We start from the raw sequence: 17,459 nt of genomic DNA on the forward strand, positions 1-17,459 counted from the left end.
GCCTGGATGATAGCGGCCTATGCGCTGGCAGCGCCCGTAATGGCACAAGAAAAGATTTATGAAGGCGAGGAGGCGGCTGCGCTGCGCTGTGCCAATGCGATTGCGCTCACGGCCGTTGCGCTGGAATCGACGGGCCGTATCGGGTCGACGGAAAAGCAGGTCATGCTTGATATCACCCTGCGCATTCTGGTCGAACACGTCAGTGGGACATGGGCGCAGAAGAAGGCCGCCTTGGGCGTGGTGCGAGACCGCCGTGACCTGGAGCAGACCTTTGAGGATTTCGAACGCTACGCCAATCAATGCCTGCGCCAGTTCCCGATCAATTGACCGGCGAGTGTCCTGGTTTGTGGGTCGGCTCTTGCGTGCAAAACGCAAACAAGCGCGGATCATCCCAGTCAGAGAATTTCAGATCAGGATCCGGGACGGGCAACGGTGTATTCAGGTATCCTTCTGTGAATAAACCGAATTTTATTCCCGCCCGTGCCGCCGTTAAATGATCCACAGCACTGTCACCGATGTAAACGGCACCACTGGCCTCAACGCCCAGCATGTCACAGCACGCCTGCAACGGGGCCGGGTCAGGCTTTTTCGCCCGATCAGGTTCGGCCCCCAGGATCACATCGAAATAACCCGCAAGATCCAGTGCTGCACAGATGTCACGCGCCGGCGCAGTGGGTTTGTTGGTGCACAGCCCCATGATGATACCACGCTGTTTCAGCCCCTCCAGAAAGGCCACGACACCGGGGTAGGGGCGCGTCAAATCCACGCTATGGGTTTCGTAATACGCCAGAAAATGCACCAGCGTTTCCTGCTGTAATTCCGGGGGTGCCGAACCCGTCGCCACCAGCGCGCGCGCTACCAGTTTTTCCACACCATTGCCGATAAAGGAGACAACAGTGCCCAGATCGAGCGGTGGTCTGCCGACAAGGCCCAGGGCGTGGTTGGTCGCCGCTTGCAGGTCAGGTGCGCTGTGGATCAGCGTGCCGTCGAGGTCGAAAATGATGGTGTTTGTTCGGGTCATACCGGTGATTAAACCGCGCTTTGAAAAATGACCATTGCCGCTTGCGAAAAAGATCAGCCGGGGCGCGCCTTGAACACCACTGGCAATGCGTCATTTCAGGGCGTCGCAAAAGCCGCGTGAAGATAGGCGCGCATGAGCAAGCTGGCCTTGTCCTGCATGTCCCTGCGCCAAACCGCATGGGTGATCACGGGGTCATGCGCCTCCATGATGGGCCGCGTGACGATGCGCAGGTCCGCACGCACCTGCGCGTTATCGGCCTGGATTGTGACGCCCATACCGCAGGCGACAAGCCCGATGATGCTGAGCGTGTCGGGGCCGGTTTGGACGACATTGGGCTCAAAACCTGCCTGGCGGCATAACCTGTTAAGATGGCGATGAAAGACCACCCAGCGATCCACCGACCCGGTCACAAAAGGCGTATCCTTGAGGGCCGAAACTGGAATCACCGCGCGCATACTCAGCGGATGGGCACGCGGCAAGAGCACCACAAGCGGGTCGCTCTGAACGGGTATCTTCCCGCGTTCAGGATGTTGCTATCGTGATTCGATGTGCCACCAACACGATTTGCTGACATCACCCCTGAAGAGGCGTCGTTCCATTCAGATGGGCGGTCTGCGCGGGGGAGCAACATCGGCCCCGCAAAGTAACTGCGATGATCGAAAGAAAAGGTATTTTTCAGCGACAAACACGTCCGAAAGAGGTGACAAAATTCCATCAGAGGGGCTGCAGTATAACATCAGTGTTTGAATGCAAATAGTTAAATATGAATGATTTGATCGCGCAACAATTCGCATTCGTTTTAGCGAAAAGTCCCCAGAAATTCCTGATACATGGAGATGCCGATCTGATGTCATATGACATCGGATTAGGTCGCTTCCCTGCTGCCTGCGCCGGCAGGTTAACCTGCACGCGACGACATGTATCTGAAAACGAATTGGGGCGGAAGTTCATTTTCCGTCAAAATTTCAATCTTGCACCAAGCATTTCATACTGCCCACACCATAAAAGCAGAAGAACCGCCCGAAGGCGGTTCTATCTAATAAATTGGGTATTTTGGCGAATTTGGAGCGGGCGAGGCGATTCGAACGCCCGACCCTAACCTTGGCAAGGTTATGCTCTACCCCTGAGCTACGCCCGCTTCCTTGGGTGAGCCGTGAAATAGCGGTGCTGCCGGTTCCCTGCAAGGGAAAAAACCAAAAACTGCCAAAAATCTTTGCATGAGTATCTGCGCGCGCAAAGCACCGCCGCCGCCCCCGATACAGGCCTTCTCAACCAGATCCCGTATCCTACCATGGAGATCCCACGTGGGACCGGATCCATGGCGCGTGGCGGGCACCAACGACCTTTCAGATGGCACTTTACCCAATGTTCTTGGAAGAGCCTGATCTGGTTTTGGACCTGTCGCGGTTTCGTGCCGCCCCCGGTGCTCGTTTAAGCCACCTTCCGTTCGAATGCGTACCGCTGCCCGGCAGGCGATTGCAAAGTAATCTGCCGAGAGGGGGGCTTTTCCAGCCCAGTGCTGAGTGGCGGCGACGCGGATTGTAGAAGCCATTGATGTATTCAAAGATGGCCATCTCCGGCCTTCCTCCGCGTCTCCCAAGTTTCCCGCCAGATCAGTTCCGCCTTGATGGTTTTGAAGAACGTCTCAACCGCCGCATTATCGTAACAATTGCCCTTTCCGCTCATGCACTGCCCGGCAGCACATGTTTACATGTGTGAGAGGGGACGCCTTGAAGCCATGCTGGCGCAGGATCTTCCGATAATCATGCGAACAATATTGGCTTGCGCGTTCCGTGTGGTGCCCTCTCGGCAGATTACTTTGTAATCGCCTGCCGGGTAATAAATGCAGTCTTTCGGCGGTAAAACGGAATGCGACGGCCATGTTTAACGCTCGGATTGCCAGATCGCGCTTCATGCGGTTACTCACTGCCCAGCCGATCACGCGCCTTGAGTGGAGGTCGAGGATGACAGCCAGATACAGCCAGTCCTCACGCGTCCAAACATAGCCGATGTCGCCAACCCATCTCTGGTTGGGCTGTTCAGCCGCGAAGTCCCGGTCCAGCCGGTTCGGCGCGATGTTGAACTTGTGGTCACTATCACCCTCTCGGCAGATTGCCTTGCAATCGCCTGCCGGGCAGTGAACACCCAAATCGTCAGCCACCTGCTTATGCGTCAGCCCACTGGTCAGCACAATCCGCACCGCATCCTGGCGGAATTCGTCTGTCCGTTTCAGTCCCATAGTCCGTCTCCTTTGGTGCAGTAAATGCTATCAAAGGAGCAGCAGCAAACCGCAACAGGTCCACTTCGACCCGTTACAATTCTGAAAATTAGGCACCCCAGCACAAGAGGCGACAACGGATATCAGCATATTGCAAAACAAAGAATCCACTGACGTCGCTAATGTCGCGCTCCAGGCAAGGCATTTCATTGTTCCATATCAATGCATCAACCTCGGGGAGATGCATCCGGCAATCCCAGCGTGCCAAAGCGGTGATCGCCCCGCCAGAGCGCGTGCCAAAACGCCACCCCGGTTCGGATAACAACCAGCCCGTTCGCGCCTGTCAAAGCGGTTCTGGAGCCCCTGTCGCTATTCCAGCTCGACAAGCAGGTCCTTTGCATCGATCTGACCACCGGGCGTGACGTGAACCGCCTTGATCGTGGCTGCGCGCTCCGCATGGATACCGGTTTCCATCTTCATCGCTTCGATGGTCAACAACAGATCACCCGCCTTGACCTTACTCCCGACCGTTGCCACGACCGAGGCCACCACGCCGGGCATTGGTGCGCCGATGTGATTGGCATTTCCGGTCTCTGCCTTGGGGCGTTGGGCCGTGGTGGCCTTGACCAAGCGGTTGGGCACGCGGATCACACGCGGCTGGCCGTTCAGCTCGAAAAACACTTTGACCTCGCCGTCCTCATTGGTGTCGCCAACGGCCTGAAGGCGGATTTCCAGCGTCTTGCCAGGGTCGATTTCGGCTGAAATCTCTTCGCCGGGCTCCATGCCGTAAAAGAAGGTGCGCGTGGGGAGCGCGCGCACCGGCCCATAGGTGCGATGGCGGCCCATATAATCGAGGAAGACCTTGGGATACATCAAATATCCCGATAGATCCTCGTCATCCACCACACGCCCGTTCATCGCCTCTGATGCCTCACGGCGCAGCGCTTCGAGGTCTGCCGCGGGCAGGTGTTTACCGGGGCGATCCATGTTGGGTTTTTCACCCTTGAGGACCTTTTTTACGATTCCTTCCGGAAACCCGCCCGGCGGTTGACCCAGATTGCCGCGCATCATATCCACAACGCTGTCGGGAAAGGACACATCCGTGGCGGGATTTTCCACATCATCGCGGGTTAGACCCTGCGCCACCATCATCAGCGCCATGTCCCCCACAACCTTCGACGAGGGCGTTACCTTGACGATATCCCCAAACATCTGGTTCACATCCGCATAGGTGCGCGCCACGTCAGGCCAGCGATCCTCCAGCCCGAGCGATGCGGCCTGAGCTTTGAGGTTGGTAAATTGCCCGCCTGGCATTTCGTGCAGATATACCTCGGAGGAGGGGGCCTGCATGCCGGTTTCAAAGGCGGCGTAATGGCTGCGCACCTCTTCCCAGTAATCGGAAATCTCGCGCACGGCCCGCATGCTGAGACCGGTATCGCGATCAGTGTGGCGCAGCGCCTCGACGACCGATCCCAGCGTGGCCTGAGATGTGTTGCCCGACAGCGCATCCATGGCGCAATCCACCGCATCCACACCCGCCTCAGCAGCGGCCAGAATAGTGGCACAAGCCACCCCCGCCGTATCATGTGTATGAAAATGGATCGGCAGGCCGACCTCGGATTTCAGCGCCTTGACCAATTGGCGCGCGGCGGCGGGTTTCAACAGCCCCGCCATATCCTTGAGGCCCAAAACATGTGCGCCCGCGTCGCGCAATTCCTTGCCCATATCGACGTAATATTTGAGGTTATATTTCGCGCGATCCGGATCATTGATGTCCCCGGTGTAGCAAATCGAGCCTTCGCAAACCTTGTCATTCTCGATCACCGCGTCCATCGCGACGCGCATGTTTTCCACCCAATTGAGACTGTCAAAGACGCGGAATACATCGACCCCGGTCCCTGCGGCGACGCGTACGAATTCCTGCACCACATTGTCGGGGTAATTGGTGTAACCAACCCCGTTGGAGGCGCGCAACAACATCTGTGTCATAACGTTCGGCATGGCCGCGCGCAGATCGCGCAGGCGCTGCCAGGGGCACTCCTGCAAGAAGCGATAGGCCACATCAAAGGTCGCCCCGCCCCAGCATTCCATGGAAAACAGCTGCGGCAGATTGGCGGCATAAGCGGGCGCCACCTTGATCATGTCATGGCTGCGCATCCGCGTGGCCAGCAAGGATTGATGCCCATCGCGCATGGTGGTGTCCGTGATTAGCAATTGGCGTTGCTGCATCATCCAATCGGCAACCCCCTGCGGACCCTTTTGCTCCAACAGATTGCGCGTCCCCATCATCGGCTCGCCGCGTTGCGCGGGCGGTTTGGGGTCTTTCATATGCGCGGGCGGGCGGGGGTGGTTTTTGGTTTCGGGATGCCCGTTCACCGTGATGTCGGCGATATATGTCAGCACCTTTGTACCCCGGTCGCGCCGCTTGGAGAATTGGAACAACTCCGGCGTCTGGTCGATGAATTTCGTATGATACGTGTTGTCGAGAAACGTCGGATGCTTCAGCAGGTTCTCGACAAAGGCAATATTGGTGCTGACGCCGCGAATACGGAACTCGCGCAACGCGCGGTCCATCCGGGCAATCGCGGCCTCCGGGGTCTGCGCCTTGGCGGTCACCTTGACCAACAGGCTGTCGTAATAGCGCGTAATCACGCCGCCGGAATAGGCCGTACCCCCATCTAGGCGAATGCCCATGCCGGTGGCCTCGCGAAAGGCGGTAATGCGGCCATAATCGGGGATGAAATTGTTTTGCGGATCTTCCGTAGTGATCCGAGTTTGCAAAGCGTGGCCGTTCAAATGCACGTCTTCCTGTGTCGCTTTGCCGGTGGCTTCGGCGATGGTTTTGCCCTCGGCGATCAGGATCTGCGCCTGCACGATGTCGATGCCCGTGACCTCTTCGGTGACGGTATGTTCGACCTGAACGCGGGGGTTGACCTCAATGAAATAGAACTTACCGTCCTCCATATCCATCAGGAATTCGACGGTGCCGGCGCATTCATAATTCACATGTTTGCAAATCTCATAGCCCAGTTTGCAAACTTCTGCGCGCTGTTCCTCGCTCAGATAAGGAGCAGGTGCGCGCTCCACGACCTTCTGGTTGCGGCGCTGCACCGAGCAGTCACGCTCAAACAGGTGATACATATTGCCATGTTTGTCGCCCAGGATCTGCACCTCAACGTGGCGCGCCCTGAGGATCATCTTTTCGAGATAGCCCTCGCCATTGCCAAAAGCGGCCTCCGCCTCGCGACGCCCTTCAAGCACCTTTTCTTCCAATTCGGATTCGGCGGCAATCGGGCGCATCCCACGCCCGCCACCGCCCCATGACGCCTTGAGCATCAGCGGATAGCCGACCTCCTTGGCTTCCGCCTTGATGGCCTTCATGTCATCGCCCAGAACTTCCGTTGCAGGAATAACCGGCACATTCGCCGCCATGGCAACGCGGCGCGCGGAAGCCTTGTCGCCAAGCGCGCGCATCGTTTCGGCGCGTGGCCCGATAAATGTGATCCCGTTCTGATCACAGGCATCGACGAAATCGGGGTTCTCAGACAACAAACCATACCCAGGATGGATGGCATCTGCGCCGGAGGCCTTGGCCACCCTGATGATTTCATCGATCGACAAATATGCAGCTACCGGCCCCAACCCCTCGCCGATGCGGTAAGCCTCATCCGCCTTGAACCGGTGCAGGCCCAATTTATCCTCTTCGGCATAAACGGCGACTGTCTTTTTGCCCATCTCATTGACCGCGCGCATGATGCGGATGGCGATTTCACCCCGGTTGGCGATCAGGATTTTGCGGAATTCGGTCATGTGTTGGCCTCTTTGATACTCGGCGAATACGCTTGTTTAGAAAGATTTCCACCTCTCGTAAACGCGTACTATCGGGTCGGGTTGCTCTTTGGTGCCGCACCGCAGCATTTTCCGGTGCAAATGTAAAGTGTCCTTAGGTCAACGCAAAAGGGGGATCCCCGCCGTCCAGCCGAAACGGGGTCGGAAGGTCGCGCAGCGTTCTGGCACCGAGTTGCCCCATGTTTGCGATCAGGTCCTTGCTCAGCATGTCAACGAGATGATCGATGCCTTTGGGTCCAAGGGCCGCCAGTGCATAATGAAACGCGCGTCCCAGCATGACGAAATTAGCCCCCGACGCAAGCGCGCGCAGAATGTCCAATCCGCCCTCAATGCCGGAATCGAATATCAGCGGCAGATCGGTTGCCGCGCGCACCTTCGGCAAGGCATCAATGGACGCGGGTGCGCCGTCAAATTGTCGTCCCGCATGGTTGGAAACCCAAAGCGCATCGACCCCGGCACTCTGGGCTTTTTGCGCGTCCTGCGGGCGCAATACCCCTTTGAGAATAAACGACCCCTCCCAGGCATCGCGCAACCAATGCACATATTCCCAATCCGGCGCGGTGCGCAGCAGATAGCCGACATGCGCGGTCGAGGAGAGCGCCGTGGCCGTCTCAGGCGCGTATTTTTCTAAGGTGCGCATGCGCGGCATACCCCGTTTTGCCATGGCCAGCGCCCAGGCGGGGCGCGTCATAACCTGCGCCATGAGCCGCGGCGTCAGGCGCGGGGGCAGGGTCAGGCCCGAGCGCGTCTGGCGTTCGCGCCGCGAAGCCACCGGCACATCGACGGTCAGAATAAGCGTAGAAAATCCGGCGGATTTCGCCCGTGCGAGCATATCGATTCGGATCGCCTCATCACGCGGCGGATACATCTGAAACCATGCGTCGGATCCAAGGTGGGGGGCGAGGTCTTCGGGCGATTGCGTGGCCACGGTCGAGAGCGCATAGGGGATGCCCGCCCGCGCCGCCGCGCGCGCAAGGTGGCCTTCGCTGTCCGCCCACATCAGGCCGGACATGCCCAGAGGCGCGATCCCAAAGGGCAGGGGGTATACACGCCCCAAGAAAGACGTTGCTAGATCGGGGTCGAATTCACCGTGCAACACGGAAGGCATCAACCCGACCCGGTCGAGACCCGTGCGATTGCGATGTTTGGTCGCCTCGATGCCGGTCGCGGAGTCGAGGTATTCCCAAACGAAGTGGGGCATTCTTTTGCGCGCGCGCTTACGTAAATCGCTGATCGCGGGGTATTTGGCGTGTAAGTCGGTCATTTGCGCATTTTATGCCTAAGTTTTGCCAAAGAGGCCACGCCTTTACTTGCTGCACGGATCAGGCCAGCGCGGAAGGCCTTGGAAACTGGGCATTGTGTTGATTTAATTTGGCTCTGGCAAGGCCGCGGTGGATCGGTCCGACGCGGTTTTCTCCGGTATATCCCGGTGCTGTCTTGCGGCTAGACATCGCAGCGCTCCTGGATCGGGGTGAAAGAATGAGCCTTAAAGCGGTTTGCGTTTAATCTGAATTGATTTGTGTTTCCCAAAGGAGTCTTTGTCTGTTTCATTTTCAGTGTGGAGGTGGATGATGGGCAAACCTCTTTCTTTAGATTTTCGGCACCGGATTTGCGGGTATGTTGCTGCTGGGAACTCTTGTCGTGCAGCAGGGCGCATTTTTGGTGTCAGTGCGGCAACGGCGGTGCGTTATGCTGCGGACAAACGAGAGCGGCGCGACGTCACGCCCAGACCACAGGGCGGGCCGGTGGGCCGGATTTGGCCAGCTGGCACCGTATAAGGATTTCTTAATCGGGATTATCCGTGCCGAACCAGACATAACATTGCATGCACTATCGGGCGCGTTGGAAGACACGTCTGGCGTATCCGTTCACCTCTCATAAATTCACCGCGCCTTGGTACGCGCCGGGTTCTCATATGGAAAAAGGACTTATCGCACAGGAACGTAATCGGCCTGCCCTGCGCAAGTCAAGGCGGGGGTGGATCAACCACCGCCAGCCGCGCATGCGCCAGGAGCCAGGAGCCAGGAGCCACACAGACTGGTCTTTATTGCTTCTGGGGACATTGCTGCGCAATACCCTGACGGCCAGTGGATGAGATGGCTTTCTCAAAGCCCATCTGAGACGGATCGGACCAAAAACGTTTGATACAAACTTCCAGGCCCTCGGCGACATTTATGATCCGTTTGATCCAAGCGAATGCTGGAACCTCCTCAAGGCTGCCGGATATGCCTCAGATTAAATGCGAAATGTTTTAGCGTTCGCGTAACACGCCCAAATCAACGCCCGTTTCAGGGTAATCCCGGTATTTTTTAGCCGAACCCAGAGCGCGCTGGCCAGTCGTCAAACACGACCTTACGTCGCCGAAGGTAACGTTCCCTCGGAGGTGTCATTCTGTGGCGGCTCTGCGTTGAGCGCGTTGTTCGGTCTGTCTTTGCACTCCAGAAACACGCGCAGTTTACAGCCCGCACATATGTCGGGATCAAGCGTCGGCACCATGGCCGCCAGCATTTCACGTTTACGACGGAACATATGGTCTTTCCCGATCATCCGCGTGACGTGGAATTGATCCATCTGCCGGCGCAGCGGCGGGTAACGGCCAATGACATAGAGGCTGCCACCAAGCTCCTTGCGGTTGCGGCTTTCTTCAACCAACCATTCGGCCCCCGCCAGGTCAATGCCGACGGATCCATCCACCAGCAATCCCAGGTGCTTTTGACCGGGGCGTTGTCGTTCCAGCTTGCGGAACTCTTTTTCAAGATACTCGACGGCCCCGAAATACATCGGCCCCTGCACGCGGATGAACATCGCCTGCGGACATTCGGGCAAGCGCCAATGGATGGGGCTCATGAAGGGGCGCCCCTCCACGTCAGCATTCGGGACATTCACGGGCAGGCCGGGGCGCATGGTTTTGCGCAAGAACAGCGACAGAGACACGATCACGCCCGCATAAATGGCAAATTCCAGATCCACCAAAAGCACCACGATGAACGTAATCAGGAAGATCATCGTTTCAGAGCCGCTTGTCGTCAGGATGTGCCGGATTTCTTTGACATCGATCAGTTTCCACGCCACCAGCATGATCAACCCCGACATGGCCGCAATTGGAATATAGGCGATCAGCGGGCTGATCATAACGAGGATGATCAACAGGAAAAGCGCCGCCAGGATCGCGGCCAGTGGCGTTTTAGCCCCCGATTCCAGATTAAGCGAGCTGCGGGTGAAGGACCCCGAGCCCATATAAGCCGAGAAGAAAGACCCGCCGATGTTGGACAGGCCCTGTCCGATGATCTCCTGATTGGAGTTCAGGGATTGATGCGATTGCAGCGACATGGCCCGCGCGATAGAGACCGCTTCGAGCAGCCCGATCAGAGCCAGCGCAAAAGCGCCTTGGGACAGGTCGCGCACCACCTCGAACGACATCTCGGGAACGGCAATCGGGGGTATGCCGGAATCGATCGCCTGCACAAAAGCGAGGCCGGTGTCACCCCACCCCAATAAAGATGATGCGGTATCAAGCAGATACGCCAGCGCGCTCCCCATGATCAAAGCGATGAGATAATTCGGCCAATTTGGTTTTACTTTCTTGAGGAGGATCGCAACAAGCAAAGTTGTTACCGAGACCGCCAGGACATAGGGGCTCAGATGGGGCAGGGCGTGCCAGAGTTCGCGCGCAAAGGCGAATAACTCATCCGGTCTGGGTAGGGATTTACCAATAAAGCCCGGTAATTGGCTCAGAAAGATCAAAATCGCGGCACCCGCAGTAAAACCGACCATCACCGAGTGCGATACCAGGCTGACCAATTGTCCGAGGTTAACGAGACCGAGACAAAGCTGGAACAGCCCGGCGAGCAAGGTGATGCTGAACACGGCGCTGATGAATTCAGGCGAGCCGGGCACGAAATTTTCAGACAACGTGGCAAAAATCACAACGGAAATTGCTGTCGTGGGGCCCGAGACGAGGTGCCACGAGCTGCCGAACAGAGCGGCGATGACCGGCGTCACCATCGCCGTATAAAGCCCGTATTGCGGCGGCAGCCCAGCGATGGCGGCAAAGGCGATGCCTTGGGGCAGAACAATGGCGGCGTTGGTCAGGCCTGCGAAGAGATCGGCCCGAAAGGTCGCAGGTGTGACCATCGGCAGCCAATCCAGAAACGGCATCATCATTCTCAGCCGCGCTCTGGCACCCATCTTCTGCGGCGTGGCGGATGGCGCAATATGGGGAGCCTCATCTGCGGGTTGTCCAAAACGCCATGTCATACCGTAACTCTCTCTCGTCTCTTACAGGGTCAATCTAAAGCAAACCGAGTTTGTTTGATAGGCTTCTATCCGCTTTGGCGCAGGCCTGTGTGACATCGGATGACATGCGAAAAATCCGGGTGGCATAGATTTTGTCGATGTTTTTTATGTGGTTATCTCGTCCTTTGGCCGGGGATATGCTGTTGGATCTGCAACTGGACCTAGGGTTTCACGCAAAGTGGCAATCATGGTTCTTGCGCCTCGCCCCGCGAAGGCCCGGTTTTCGTGAAGGCTGAAAAAACCCAATTCCGCGATGGAACGGCAATCGACCCACTTTGTACCCTGACCGATCCAACTTGCGCGCAGGGCATCATACACGCCGATCTTTGCCTGTGCACAGAGCGCAACCTGTCTGACCAAGCCTGCCAGAAATCCGGCGTGTCGGCGCAGGATGATCGCAACCCTGGCACCCCGTTTGCAATGCATAAGCTGCCAGATGAAGGGCGGCGGCTCTAAAACAAACCAACGCGTGCGCTTCACCGTTTAGGACCGTCGGTTGAATGGCATTTGCGATCTTGGTCCGGGTGTGATCACGGTATCGTTGGGAGCTGATCATGCGCGCACCATGCCCAAAGCCGAAATAAGGCACCAGCAACGTTTCGATCACAGCAGGTTCGCGTGGAATGTGCAAAGCTACATCGCCGCGCCGGATGTCAAGAAAGCGAGCGCATCGTTGAAGAACCTGCCGGCGACCGCCGCTGCGAAACTGAGCGAGCACAATGCCATCAACGCTGTTTGCCAGCTCATCCAGCGCGCGCGGTTGCGGCGGCAGGGCCGCGCGTCGCGAGCCCATTGCGCACCAGGAGAAGCCGTAGAACCCACCCGCTGAATCAAGAACACCCCAGCGTTATCGGCCGCATGCGGAAATACGCGGGCGTTCTGTCGAGTGTCAAATCGATCTGAAAGGCCGCCAAAACGATGGGTTTCCATGACTTCTCAGTCAGGTTCTTTATTTATCAATGTAACATCATCGCAGGAAAATCTAACTGAAGGGTAAGGATGGTGGCGGTATTACGATAGATGGTACAGGCATGCAGTATCGCCGGGCGGCGTTAGGCGAATGCGAAACCAACCAAATTTAAATTCTCTGTTTGATGCCACAACTCCCACGAATTGACCGCCTGGAATAAGCCCGTGATGTAGATCGATTTATTCTTCATGGCGCATATCATGGCACTTCGGCCGTGTTTTTTTGATTGTTTTATGTGTTACTTTTGGCAATCTTGCGTTGATTAATAATCTATACTTCGATGGTTCCTGGAAGCTGTGGTTGTCTGATCGCGCTGCGCAGATAAGCGAAAGATACGTTCGGTGTGTGGCGAAGCCATGTCGCATCGCAGGTTTGTGTTTTGGATCTTACATTTGGCTGGCTTTTTCAACGCACCCACCTGGGTGTGCGGAGGCTTGTCGGTTTGAAACGCATTAATCCGCAGTCGTTTATTCGGCGGGGTTGCCGTGAGACGTATCTGAAAGGATGAATTTTTCATGGGCGTCGCGGATCACGCCGGTTGAAAGGTTCAGGAGTTGAATCATTGCGGGCAGATTTTTGGCCTGGACCGGTGGCGACAGAAAATACCCCTGAACCTCGTCACAGTCATGATCCCGCAGCCAGGCGAGTTGCTCACAGGATTCCACGCCTTCGGCAACAATTGTTGCCCCTATTTGCCTACCCAGGGTGAGGATCAAGCTGATGATCGGACCGGATTTGGGTAATTGTGAAATGAAGGACTGGTCAATTTTCAGACAGTGCAGCGGAAACCGGGAGATATAGGAGAGATTTGAGTAGCCGGTTCCAAAATCGTCAATCGCGATACGATACCCCAATTTTGAAATCGTTGAGAGTTTTTCGGCAATCAGATCATGATCCCCAATCAGCACATTTTCAGTGATTTCCAATTCAATTTTGTTTTCTGGAAAATCTGGATGGCGCGCGAAACGTTCCAAAGATTGCAATAGTCTCTGGTTTTCGAATTGGCGCGGCGAAATATTCAAAGAAAGATCGATATCAAGACCGGTTTGATGCCACGTAATGGCCTGTCGACACCCCAATTCCAGCACAAGTTGGCCCAGGTCCTCAATCAACCCGGTCTCTTCGCAAATTGCAATGAATTCACTTGGCATGATCAGGCCACGCTGCGGATGATTCCACCTTACGAGGGCCTCGGCCGAGACCACCTTTCCGGTCCGCATACTGACCCGAGGCTGAAAGTGCAGGGTGAACTCCTTGTTTTCGACCGCGTGTTTCAGCTGCAATTCAACAAGATCTCGGGCTTTTGCCTCAACGCCCATTTCATCGCTGAAAAAGGTTGCACGGTTGCGACCGGCCTGTTTGGAGGCGTAGAGCGCGATATCAGCCTCGCGCATGGTGACTGCAAAATTGACCGAAGCAGGCAGGAACGTGGAAATCCCGATGCTAACGGATGTGCTGACGCGGGTCATCTCGTTGAAAATCGGCTGAGAAACCGATTCCAGAATATCATCAACCTTCTGGATCAGCTCGGTTTCACACGCGGCATCTTGAAGGACCACGACGAATTCATCCCCGCCCAGACGGACGAGGATATTGTCACTTCCGATCACCTCTGCCGTGCGTTTCGCAATTTCCTTGAGGACGATGTCGCCCATTTCATGACCAAGCCGGTCATTGATTTGTTTGAAACGGTCCACATCAAAGCACAAAAGAGCAGCGCGGCGTGTTTCGTGCCGCCCGATTGTCGCGATATGTTGTTGCAAATAGGAGCGATTGTAACAGCCTGTCAGCTGGTCTCTTTCGGCCAGATAACGGGCCTTATCTCTTGCAATCTTGAGTTCGCTGACATCGATGGCGGTGATCAGGATGGCTGGATTCCCGGTGGCGGCATCCTTGCATGGTTTCGCCGTCAGATCATGCCAGCGCGGACCTTCGCTGGTACTGACGCGGCAAACCATCCTGTGTTCCGACGCCTTCTCAATAGATGCAATGAGTGCCTGATAATCTGCAAAGTCTATGAATTTTTCCATGATGGTTTGACCCGCATGGGTTGCCGCGTTGCGCGCGGCCGGGTTCATATAGCTGGGCGGACCATCGACGTCATGCAATGCGATCATGACGTCTGTGTGCAACAGCGCTTCGGCGCTGCGCAGGTTCTCGGGTTCGGCATCAGCACGGTCGATCACTTCACATTGCATGGCCATTCGCCCATCGGGCAGGCGGTAGCCCCTGAAAACGATCCTCAGGCTTGTTGGTACGCCGTTTGGATAAAGCGTCCATAATTCGCTGAAGGTTGTATCCTGTTCTATGAAATCGATTTGATATTGTTTGAGGCGCTTGGCGACGGTCGGCGACATGTCTTTGGTGAAGTCGCGCAATCGCAAACTGTTTTCATCTTCGGCCTGCCAGAGCTTACAGGCGGAAGGATTGGCGAAAATAATGCGCGAGGCGTCCACGTCATATACCCAGAAAGCCGTCTTCAACCGGTTTGCGGTGACGTTCCAGGCATCGGTTATGGCCGCAGGATCGCTTGCCTGCGCCTCATCCGGCACAGGTTTTTCGATCTTGGTATTTTCGTTGCGCATGGGGATACCTCTCCGGCAACGCGACGCTAGGCGGCTTTGATTTTGGCGGGGCTCAACTCTGCGAGAGGTCGGAACCCTTTCGTTGCTTCGACCGCTGTGATCCAACGCGATATGGCGGGATAATCCAAGAGGGACAAACCGGCTTCTGCGATCACATGCACATACCCAAAGATCGCGATATCAGCCAGCGAATAGCCAGAGTCCAACATGAATTCGCGGCTCTCCAGATGTGCATCAAGCCTGAACAGGTTTGGCTCGGCCAGCGCCTGCCAGATTTCAATATCGCTCGCTCGCAGGTCACGCTCTTCCGGTTTGAGGGTGGTAAAAAACCGTGCGGGTGAAATGAAAGGCTCAAGTTTTGTTTGCTCGAAAAACATCCATTGCAGCGCTTGTGCGCGTTCCTCGGCGCGGGTGGGCATCAGGGGGCTATCTTCTGCGAGATACCACAGCATTGCGTTGCTCTCGCCGATGGACGCACCGGTCGATGTCACAAGAAAGGGGACCACGCCAAGAGGGTTGATCGCTAAAAAGTCAGGCGATTTTTGCTGGCCATTCAGAACATCGACCAAACACAGCTTGAAGGGTTTGCCAAGCTGTTGCAGGGCCAACCAGGGTTTAAAACTATTCCCCGATCCTAAACACGCGAATAATTCAATCACAAGACACTCCTCCAGCTGGCAGATCGTATCCCTGACTAAAGAGGCGGCGTTAATTCGGTATAAATCCTTTCTTCAGATCACCTTAAAATAAGACATAATTTTTACGGTTGTGACGCGCGGCAGAGCGGCGAACAAGCACTGCTGCATGTCAGGGCCGGCGAAGGTCAGGCCTTGGCGCAGATGTGCATGGCACCGTCAATTTCCGCACCGCTTTGAGCCGTTACCGTTTGGGCGGAAATATTTGCCTCAACGTTTGCGGTCGCAGACAGGGTAAGGTCATCGCATTGCAAGGTGCCCTGATGGCGCCCCTCAAGAACTACTGTTTTCCCGGAAAGAGCCCCTTGGACGTGCCCGCCCGCGCGCACGACGGTTGAGAGCGCGGTGATATCGCCGCTGACGGAGCCCTTGATCTCAACGCTTCCTTCCGCCGATTTGATGTTGCCTTCTATGAAGAGATCTTCGGCGATGACTGAGTTCGGCATGAAAAAATCCTTTTTCGACATTTCGGGGCCATAACGAGACCTGCAAGGGCGCAGATGAAATGCCCCTGCCTGTGATTATGCGCGATTATGGTAAACAAGTTCCTACCAAGGATTAGGATTTCCTTTTTGCGGCATCTGGAAGCCACGCGCAGCCCTCAACAAAGTGCGCAGGGCGCAGCGACCGACAGGCAAGGATATCCTGGCCAAAGTCAGGGTGTACGGGCGTCCTATAGGCCAGCCTTGTGAGGCTCGAACTCGAAGGAGGGCTTGAACTCATCACCCCGGAGTTGTCGGATAAACGGTGTCGCAGGAAGAATATCACATGGAAACTTGCAACCAAAGCATCGGGTGCGCAATTTTCTCCAATCGCGCTACACTCACCCTCGTGTTATGCAATACAAAGCACCGGATGCACTGTATGTGCCTGGCGGCTGATAGGCGTGAGTTGCAACCTGAAACAAAGGAGCTTGACCCCATGCTCAGAAAAATACTCGTCCCCGTAAGAGGCGATGGTCTGGTCGAAACAGTTCTGGGTCACGCGGCAACGCTGGCGCGGCGTCACAAGGCGCATATCGTTGTTGCCCATTGCCGCCCCCAGGCGGAGGATCTGATGCCCTATGGGATGCCCTTGCCCGCTTTTGCCCGCAAAACCATGCTCAAGCAGGCGCAGGAACTGGCCAATCAACAGGAAAATGACCTCAGGGCAGAGCTGCACCAGCTCGCTGAAAAGCTGGAGCTGCACGAAGCGCAAGCCGCACCGGGCTCTGATACCACGGTCGAGTTCGTTGAGGAAAGCGGTCGTATGGCCGATGTGATCAAACACAATGGGCGGCTTGCGGATATCATCGTGGTTGCCAAACCGAACCGGGACAGCAACCTGGGGACAAATTCGCTGAAATCCGCGCTGTTTCAAACCGGCCGCCCGGTTTTGATGTGCCCGCCGCGTGACACGGCACCACAGACTTTTTGTGAGCGGATCACGGTCGCCTGGAATGGATCGCTCGAAGCCTCCCGCATGGTCGCGCTGACGCTTGATCTGGCCGCTGGCGCGCAGAAAGTCTCTATTCTGACCGGTGGCAAGGGGGAGCCTCATGGGGCGACCGCCGAGGAACTGGTCGAATACTATAATCTGCGCGGTGTGGCTGCCGATATTCACCGCTTTGAGGCGCGCAATCCGGGTATTACGCTGCTGAAAAAAACCGAGGAGATTGGGGCCGGTATGCTGATCATGGGGGCCTATGGGATCAGCCATGAGCGCGAAACACTGTTTGGAGGCAATACGCAAGCTGTTGTCGATTCAGCCCAAATTCCTGTCGTTCTGGCACATTAACGATTTCGAGGGTAATAAAATAATTCTTGAAAAGGGTTTCGCGTAATAT

12 protein-coding genes, 1 tRNA gene and 1 pseudogene are annotated in these 17,459 nt (G+C 56.2%); 4 read left to right on the plus strand and 10 right to left on the minus strand.

The window, feature by feature from the left end; genetic code table 11:
• Nucleotides 1-39: 39 nt before the first annotated feature.
• Nucleotides 40-327, plus strand: a complete 288-nt coding sequence (locus ROLI_RS04905; protein WP_262386685.1) for a hypothetical protein — start codon at nucleotides 40-42, stop codon at nucleotides 325-327.
• On the opposite strand, the gene gph is transcribed toward ROLI_RS04905, so the two are convergent.
• The 7 genes and pseudogenes from gph to ROLI_RS04940 form a co-directional block, all read right to left on the minus strand.
• Complete coding sequence (gene gph / locus ROLI_RS04910; RefSeq protein WP_187432007.1) at nucleotides 320-1,021, minus strand: phosphoglycolate phosphatase; 702 nt, start codon at nucleotides 1,019-1,021, stop codon at nucleotides 320-322. The genes ROLI_RS04905 and gph overlap by 8 nt on opposite strands.
• A 95-nt stretch (nucleotides 1,022-1,116) precedes the next feature.
• Complete coding sequence (locus ROLI_RS04915; RefSeq protein ID WP_316247501.1) at nucleotides 1,117-1,533, minus strand: LysR family substrate-binding domain-containing protein; 417 nt, start codon at nucleotides 1,531-1,533, stop codon at nucleotides 1,117-1,119.
• A 551-nt stretch (nucleotides 1,534-2,084) separates the two neighbouring features.
• Nucleotides 2,085-2,159 (minus strand) — tRNA-Gly (locus ROLI_RS04920).
• A gap of 361 nt (nucleotides 2,160-2,520) precedes the next feature.
• Nucleotides 2,521-3,119, minus strand: a pseudogene (locus tag ROLI_RS04925) (IS3 family transposase); the annotation flags it as partial.
• A gap of 489 nt (nucleotides 3,120-3,608) precedes the next feature.
• Nucleotides 3,609-7,049: a pyruvate carboxylase gene (locus ROLI_RS04930; protein WP_187432005.1), complete on the minus strand. Its 3,441-nt coding sequence runs from the start codon at nucleotides 7,047-7,049 to the stop codon at nucleotides 3,609-3,611.
• 133 nt (nucleotides 7,050-7,182) lie between these two features.
• A complete protein-coding gene (locus ROLI_RS04935; RefSeq protein ID WP_187432004.1) occupies nucleotides 7,183-8,352 on the minus strand; it encodes an alpha-hydroxy acid oxidase in 1,170 nt (389 codons plus the stop codon).
• Nucleotides 8,353-9,440: 1,088 nt separating this feature from the next.
• Nucleotides 9,441-11,345: a SulP family inorganic anion transporter gene (locus ROLI_RS04940; RefSeq protein ID WP_187429755.1), complete on the minus strand. Its 1,905-nt coding sequence runs from the start codon at nucleotides 11,343-11,345 to the stop codon at nucleotides 9,441-9,443.
• A 264-nt stretch (nucleotides 11,346-11,609) separates the two neighbouring features.
• On the opposite strand from ROLI_RS04940, the gene ROLI_RS04945 reads away from it, so the two are divergent.
• Nucleotides 11,610-11,840, plus strand: coding sequence for a hypothetical protein (locus ROLI_RS04945; protein ID WP_187429754.1), 231 nt, complete (start codon nucleotides 11,610-11,612; stop codon nucleotides 11,838-11,840).
• A 40-nt stretch (nucleotides 11,841-11,880) separates the two neighbouring features.
• Nucleotides 11,881-12,213, plus strand: a complete 333-nt coding sequence (locus tag ROLI_RS04950) for a hypothetical protein (protein WP_222869480.1) — start codon at nucleotides 11,881-11,883, stop codon at nucleotides 12,211-12,213.
• Between the two features lie 608 nt (nucleotides 12,214-12,821).
• Here ROLI_RS04950 and ROLI_RS04955 read toward each other — a convergent pair.
• The 3 genes from ROLI_RS04955 to ROLI_RS04965 form a co-directional block, all read right to left on the minus strand.
• Nucleotides 12,822-14,939 carry a bifunctional diguanylate cyclase/phosphodiesterase gene (locus ROLI_RS04955; RefSeq protein WP_187429752.1) on the minus strand — a complete coding sequence of 706 codons (2,118 nt, stop codon included), beginning with the start codon at nucleotides 14,937-14,939 and terminating at the stop codon, nucleotides 12,822-12,824.
• A gap of 26 nt (nucleotides 14,940-14,965) precedes the next feature.
• Nucleotides 14,966-15,598, minus strand: coding sequence for a glutathione S-transferase family protein (locus ROLI_RS04960; RefSeq protein ID WP_187429751.1), 633 nt, complete (start codon nucleotides 15,596-15,598; stop codon nucleotides 14,966-14,968).
• A gap of 164 nt (nucleotides 15,599-15,762) precedes the next feature.
• On the minus strand, nucleotides 15,763-16,080 hold the full coding sequence (locus tag ROLI_RS04965) for a polymer-forming cytoskeletal protein (RefSeq protein ID WP_187429750.1): 318 nt from the start codon (nucleotides 16,078-16,080) through the stop codon (nucleotides 15,763-15,765).
• A gap of 475 nt (nucleotides 16,081-16,555) precedes the next feature.
• On the opposite strand from ROLI_RS04965, the gene ROLI_RS04970 reads away from it, so the two are divergent.
• Nucleotides 16,556-17,410: a universal stress protein gene (locus tag ROLI_RS04970; protein ID WP_187429749.1), complete on the plus strand. Its 855-nt coding sequence runs from the start codon at nucleotides 16,556-16,558 to the stop codon at nucleotides 17,408-17,410.
• Nucleotides 17,411-17,459: the final 49 nt, after the last annotated feature.

The sequence above is a fragment of the Roseobacter fucihabitans genome (assembly GCF_014337925.2).
Taxonomy (GTDB): domain Bacteria; phylum Pseudomonadota; class Alphaproteobacteria; order Rhodobacterales; family Rhodobacteraceae; genus Roseobacter; species Roseobacter fucihabitans.

Bases quoted from the DNA above. Each gene is read 5' to 3' on its own strand.
- ROLI_RS04970 (WP_187429749.1), top strand. From the start codon at position 16,556: ATGCTCAGAAAAATACTCGTCCCCGTAAGAGGCGATGGTCTGGTCGAA.
- gph (WP_187432007.1), bottom strand. From the start codon at position 1,021: ATGACCCGAACAAACACCATCATTTTCGACCTCGACGGCACGCTGATC.
- ROLI_RS04940 (WP_187429755.1), bottom strand. From the start codon at position 11,345: ATGACATGGCGTTTTGGACAACCCGCAGATGAGGCTCCCCATATTGCG.
- ROLI_RS04935 (WP_187432004.1), bottom strand. From the start codon at position 8,352: ATGACCGACTTACACGCCAAATACCCCGCGATCAGCGATTTACGTAAG.
- ROLI_RS04965 (WP_187429750.1), bottom strand. From the start codon at position 16,080: ATGCCGAACTCAGTCATCGCCGAAGATCTCTTCATAGAAGGCAACATC.
- ROLI_RS04930 (WP_187432005.1), bottom strand. From the start codon at position 7,049: ATGACCGAATTCCGCAAAATCCTGATCGCCAACCGGGGTGAAATCGCC.
- ROLI_RS04955 (WP_187429752.1), bottom strand. From the start codon at position 14,939: ATGCGCAACGAAAATACCAAGATCGAAAAACCTGTGCCGGATGAGGCG.
- ROLI_RS04905 (WP_262386685.1), top strand. From the start codon at position 40: ATGGCACAAGAAAAGATTTATGAAGGCGAGGAGGCGGCTGCGCTGCGC.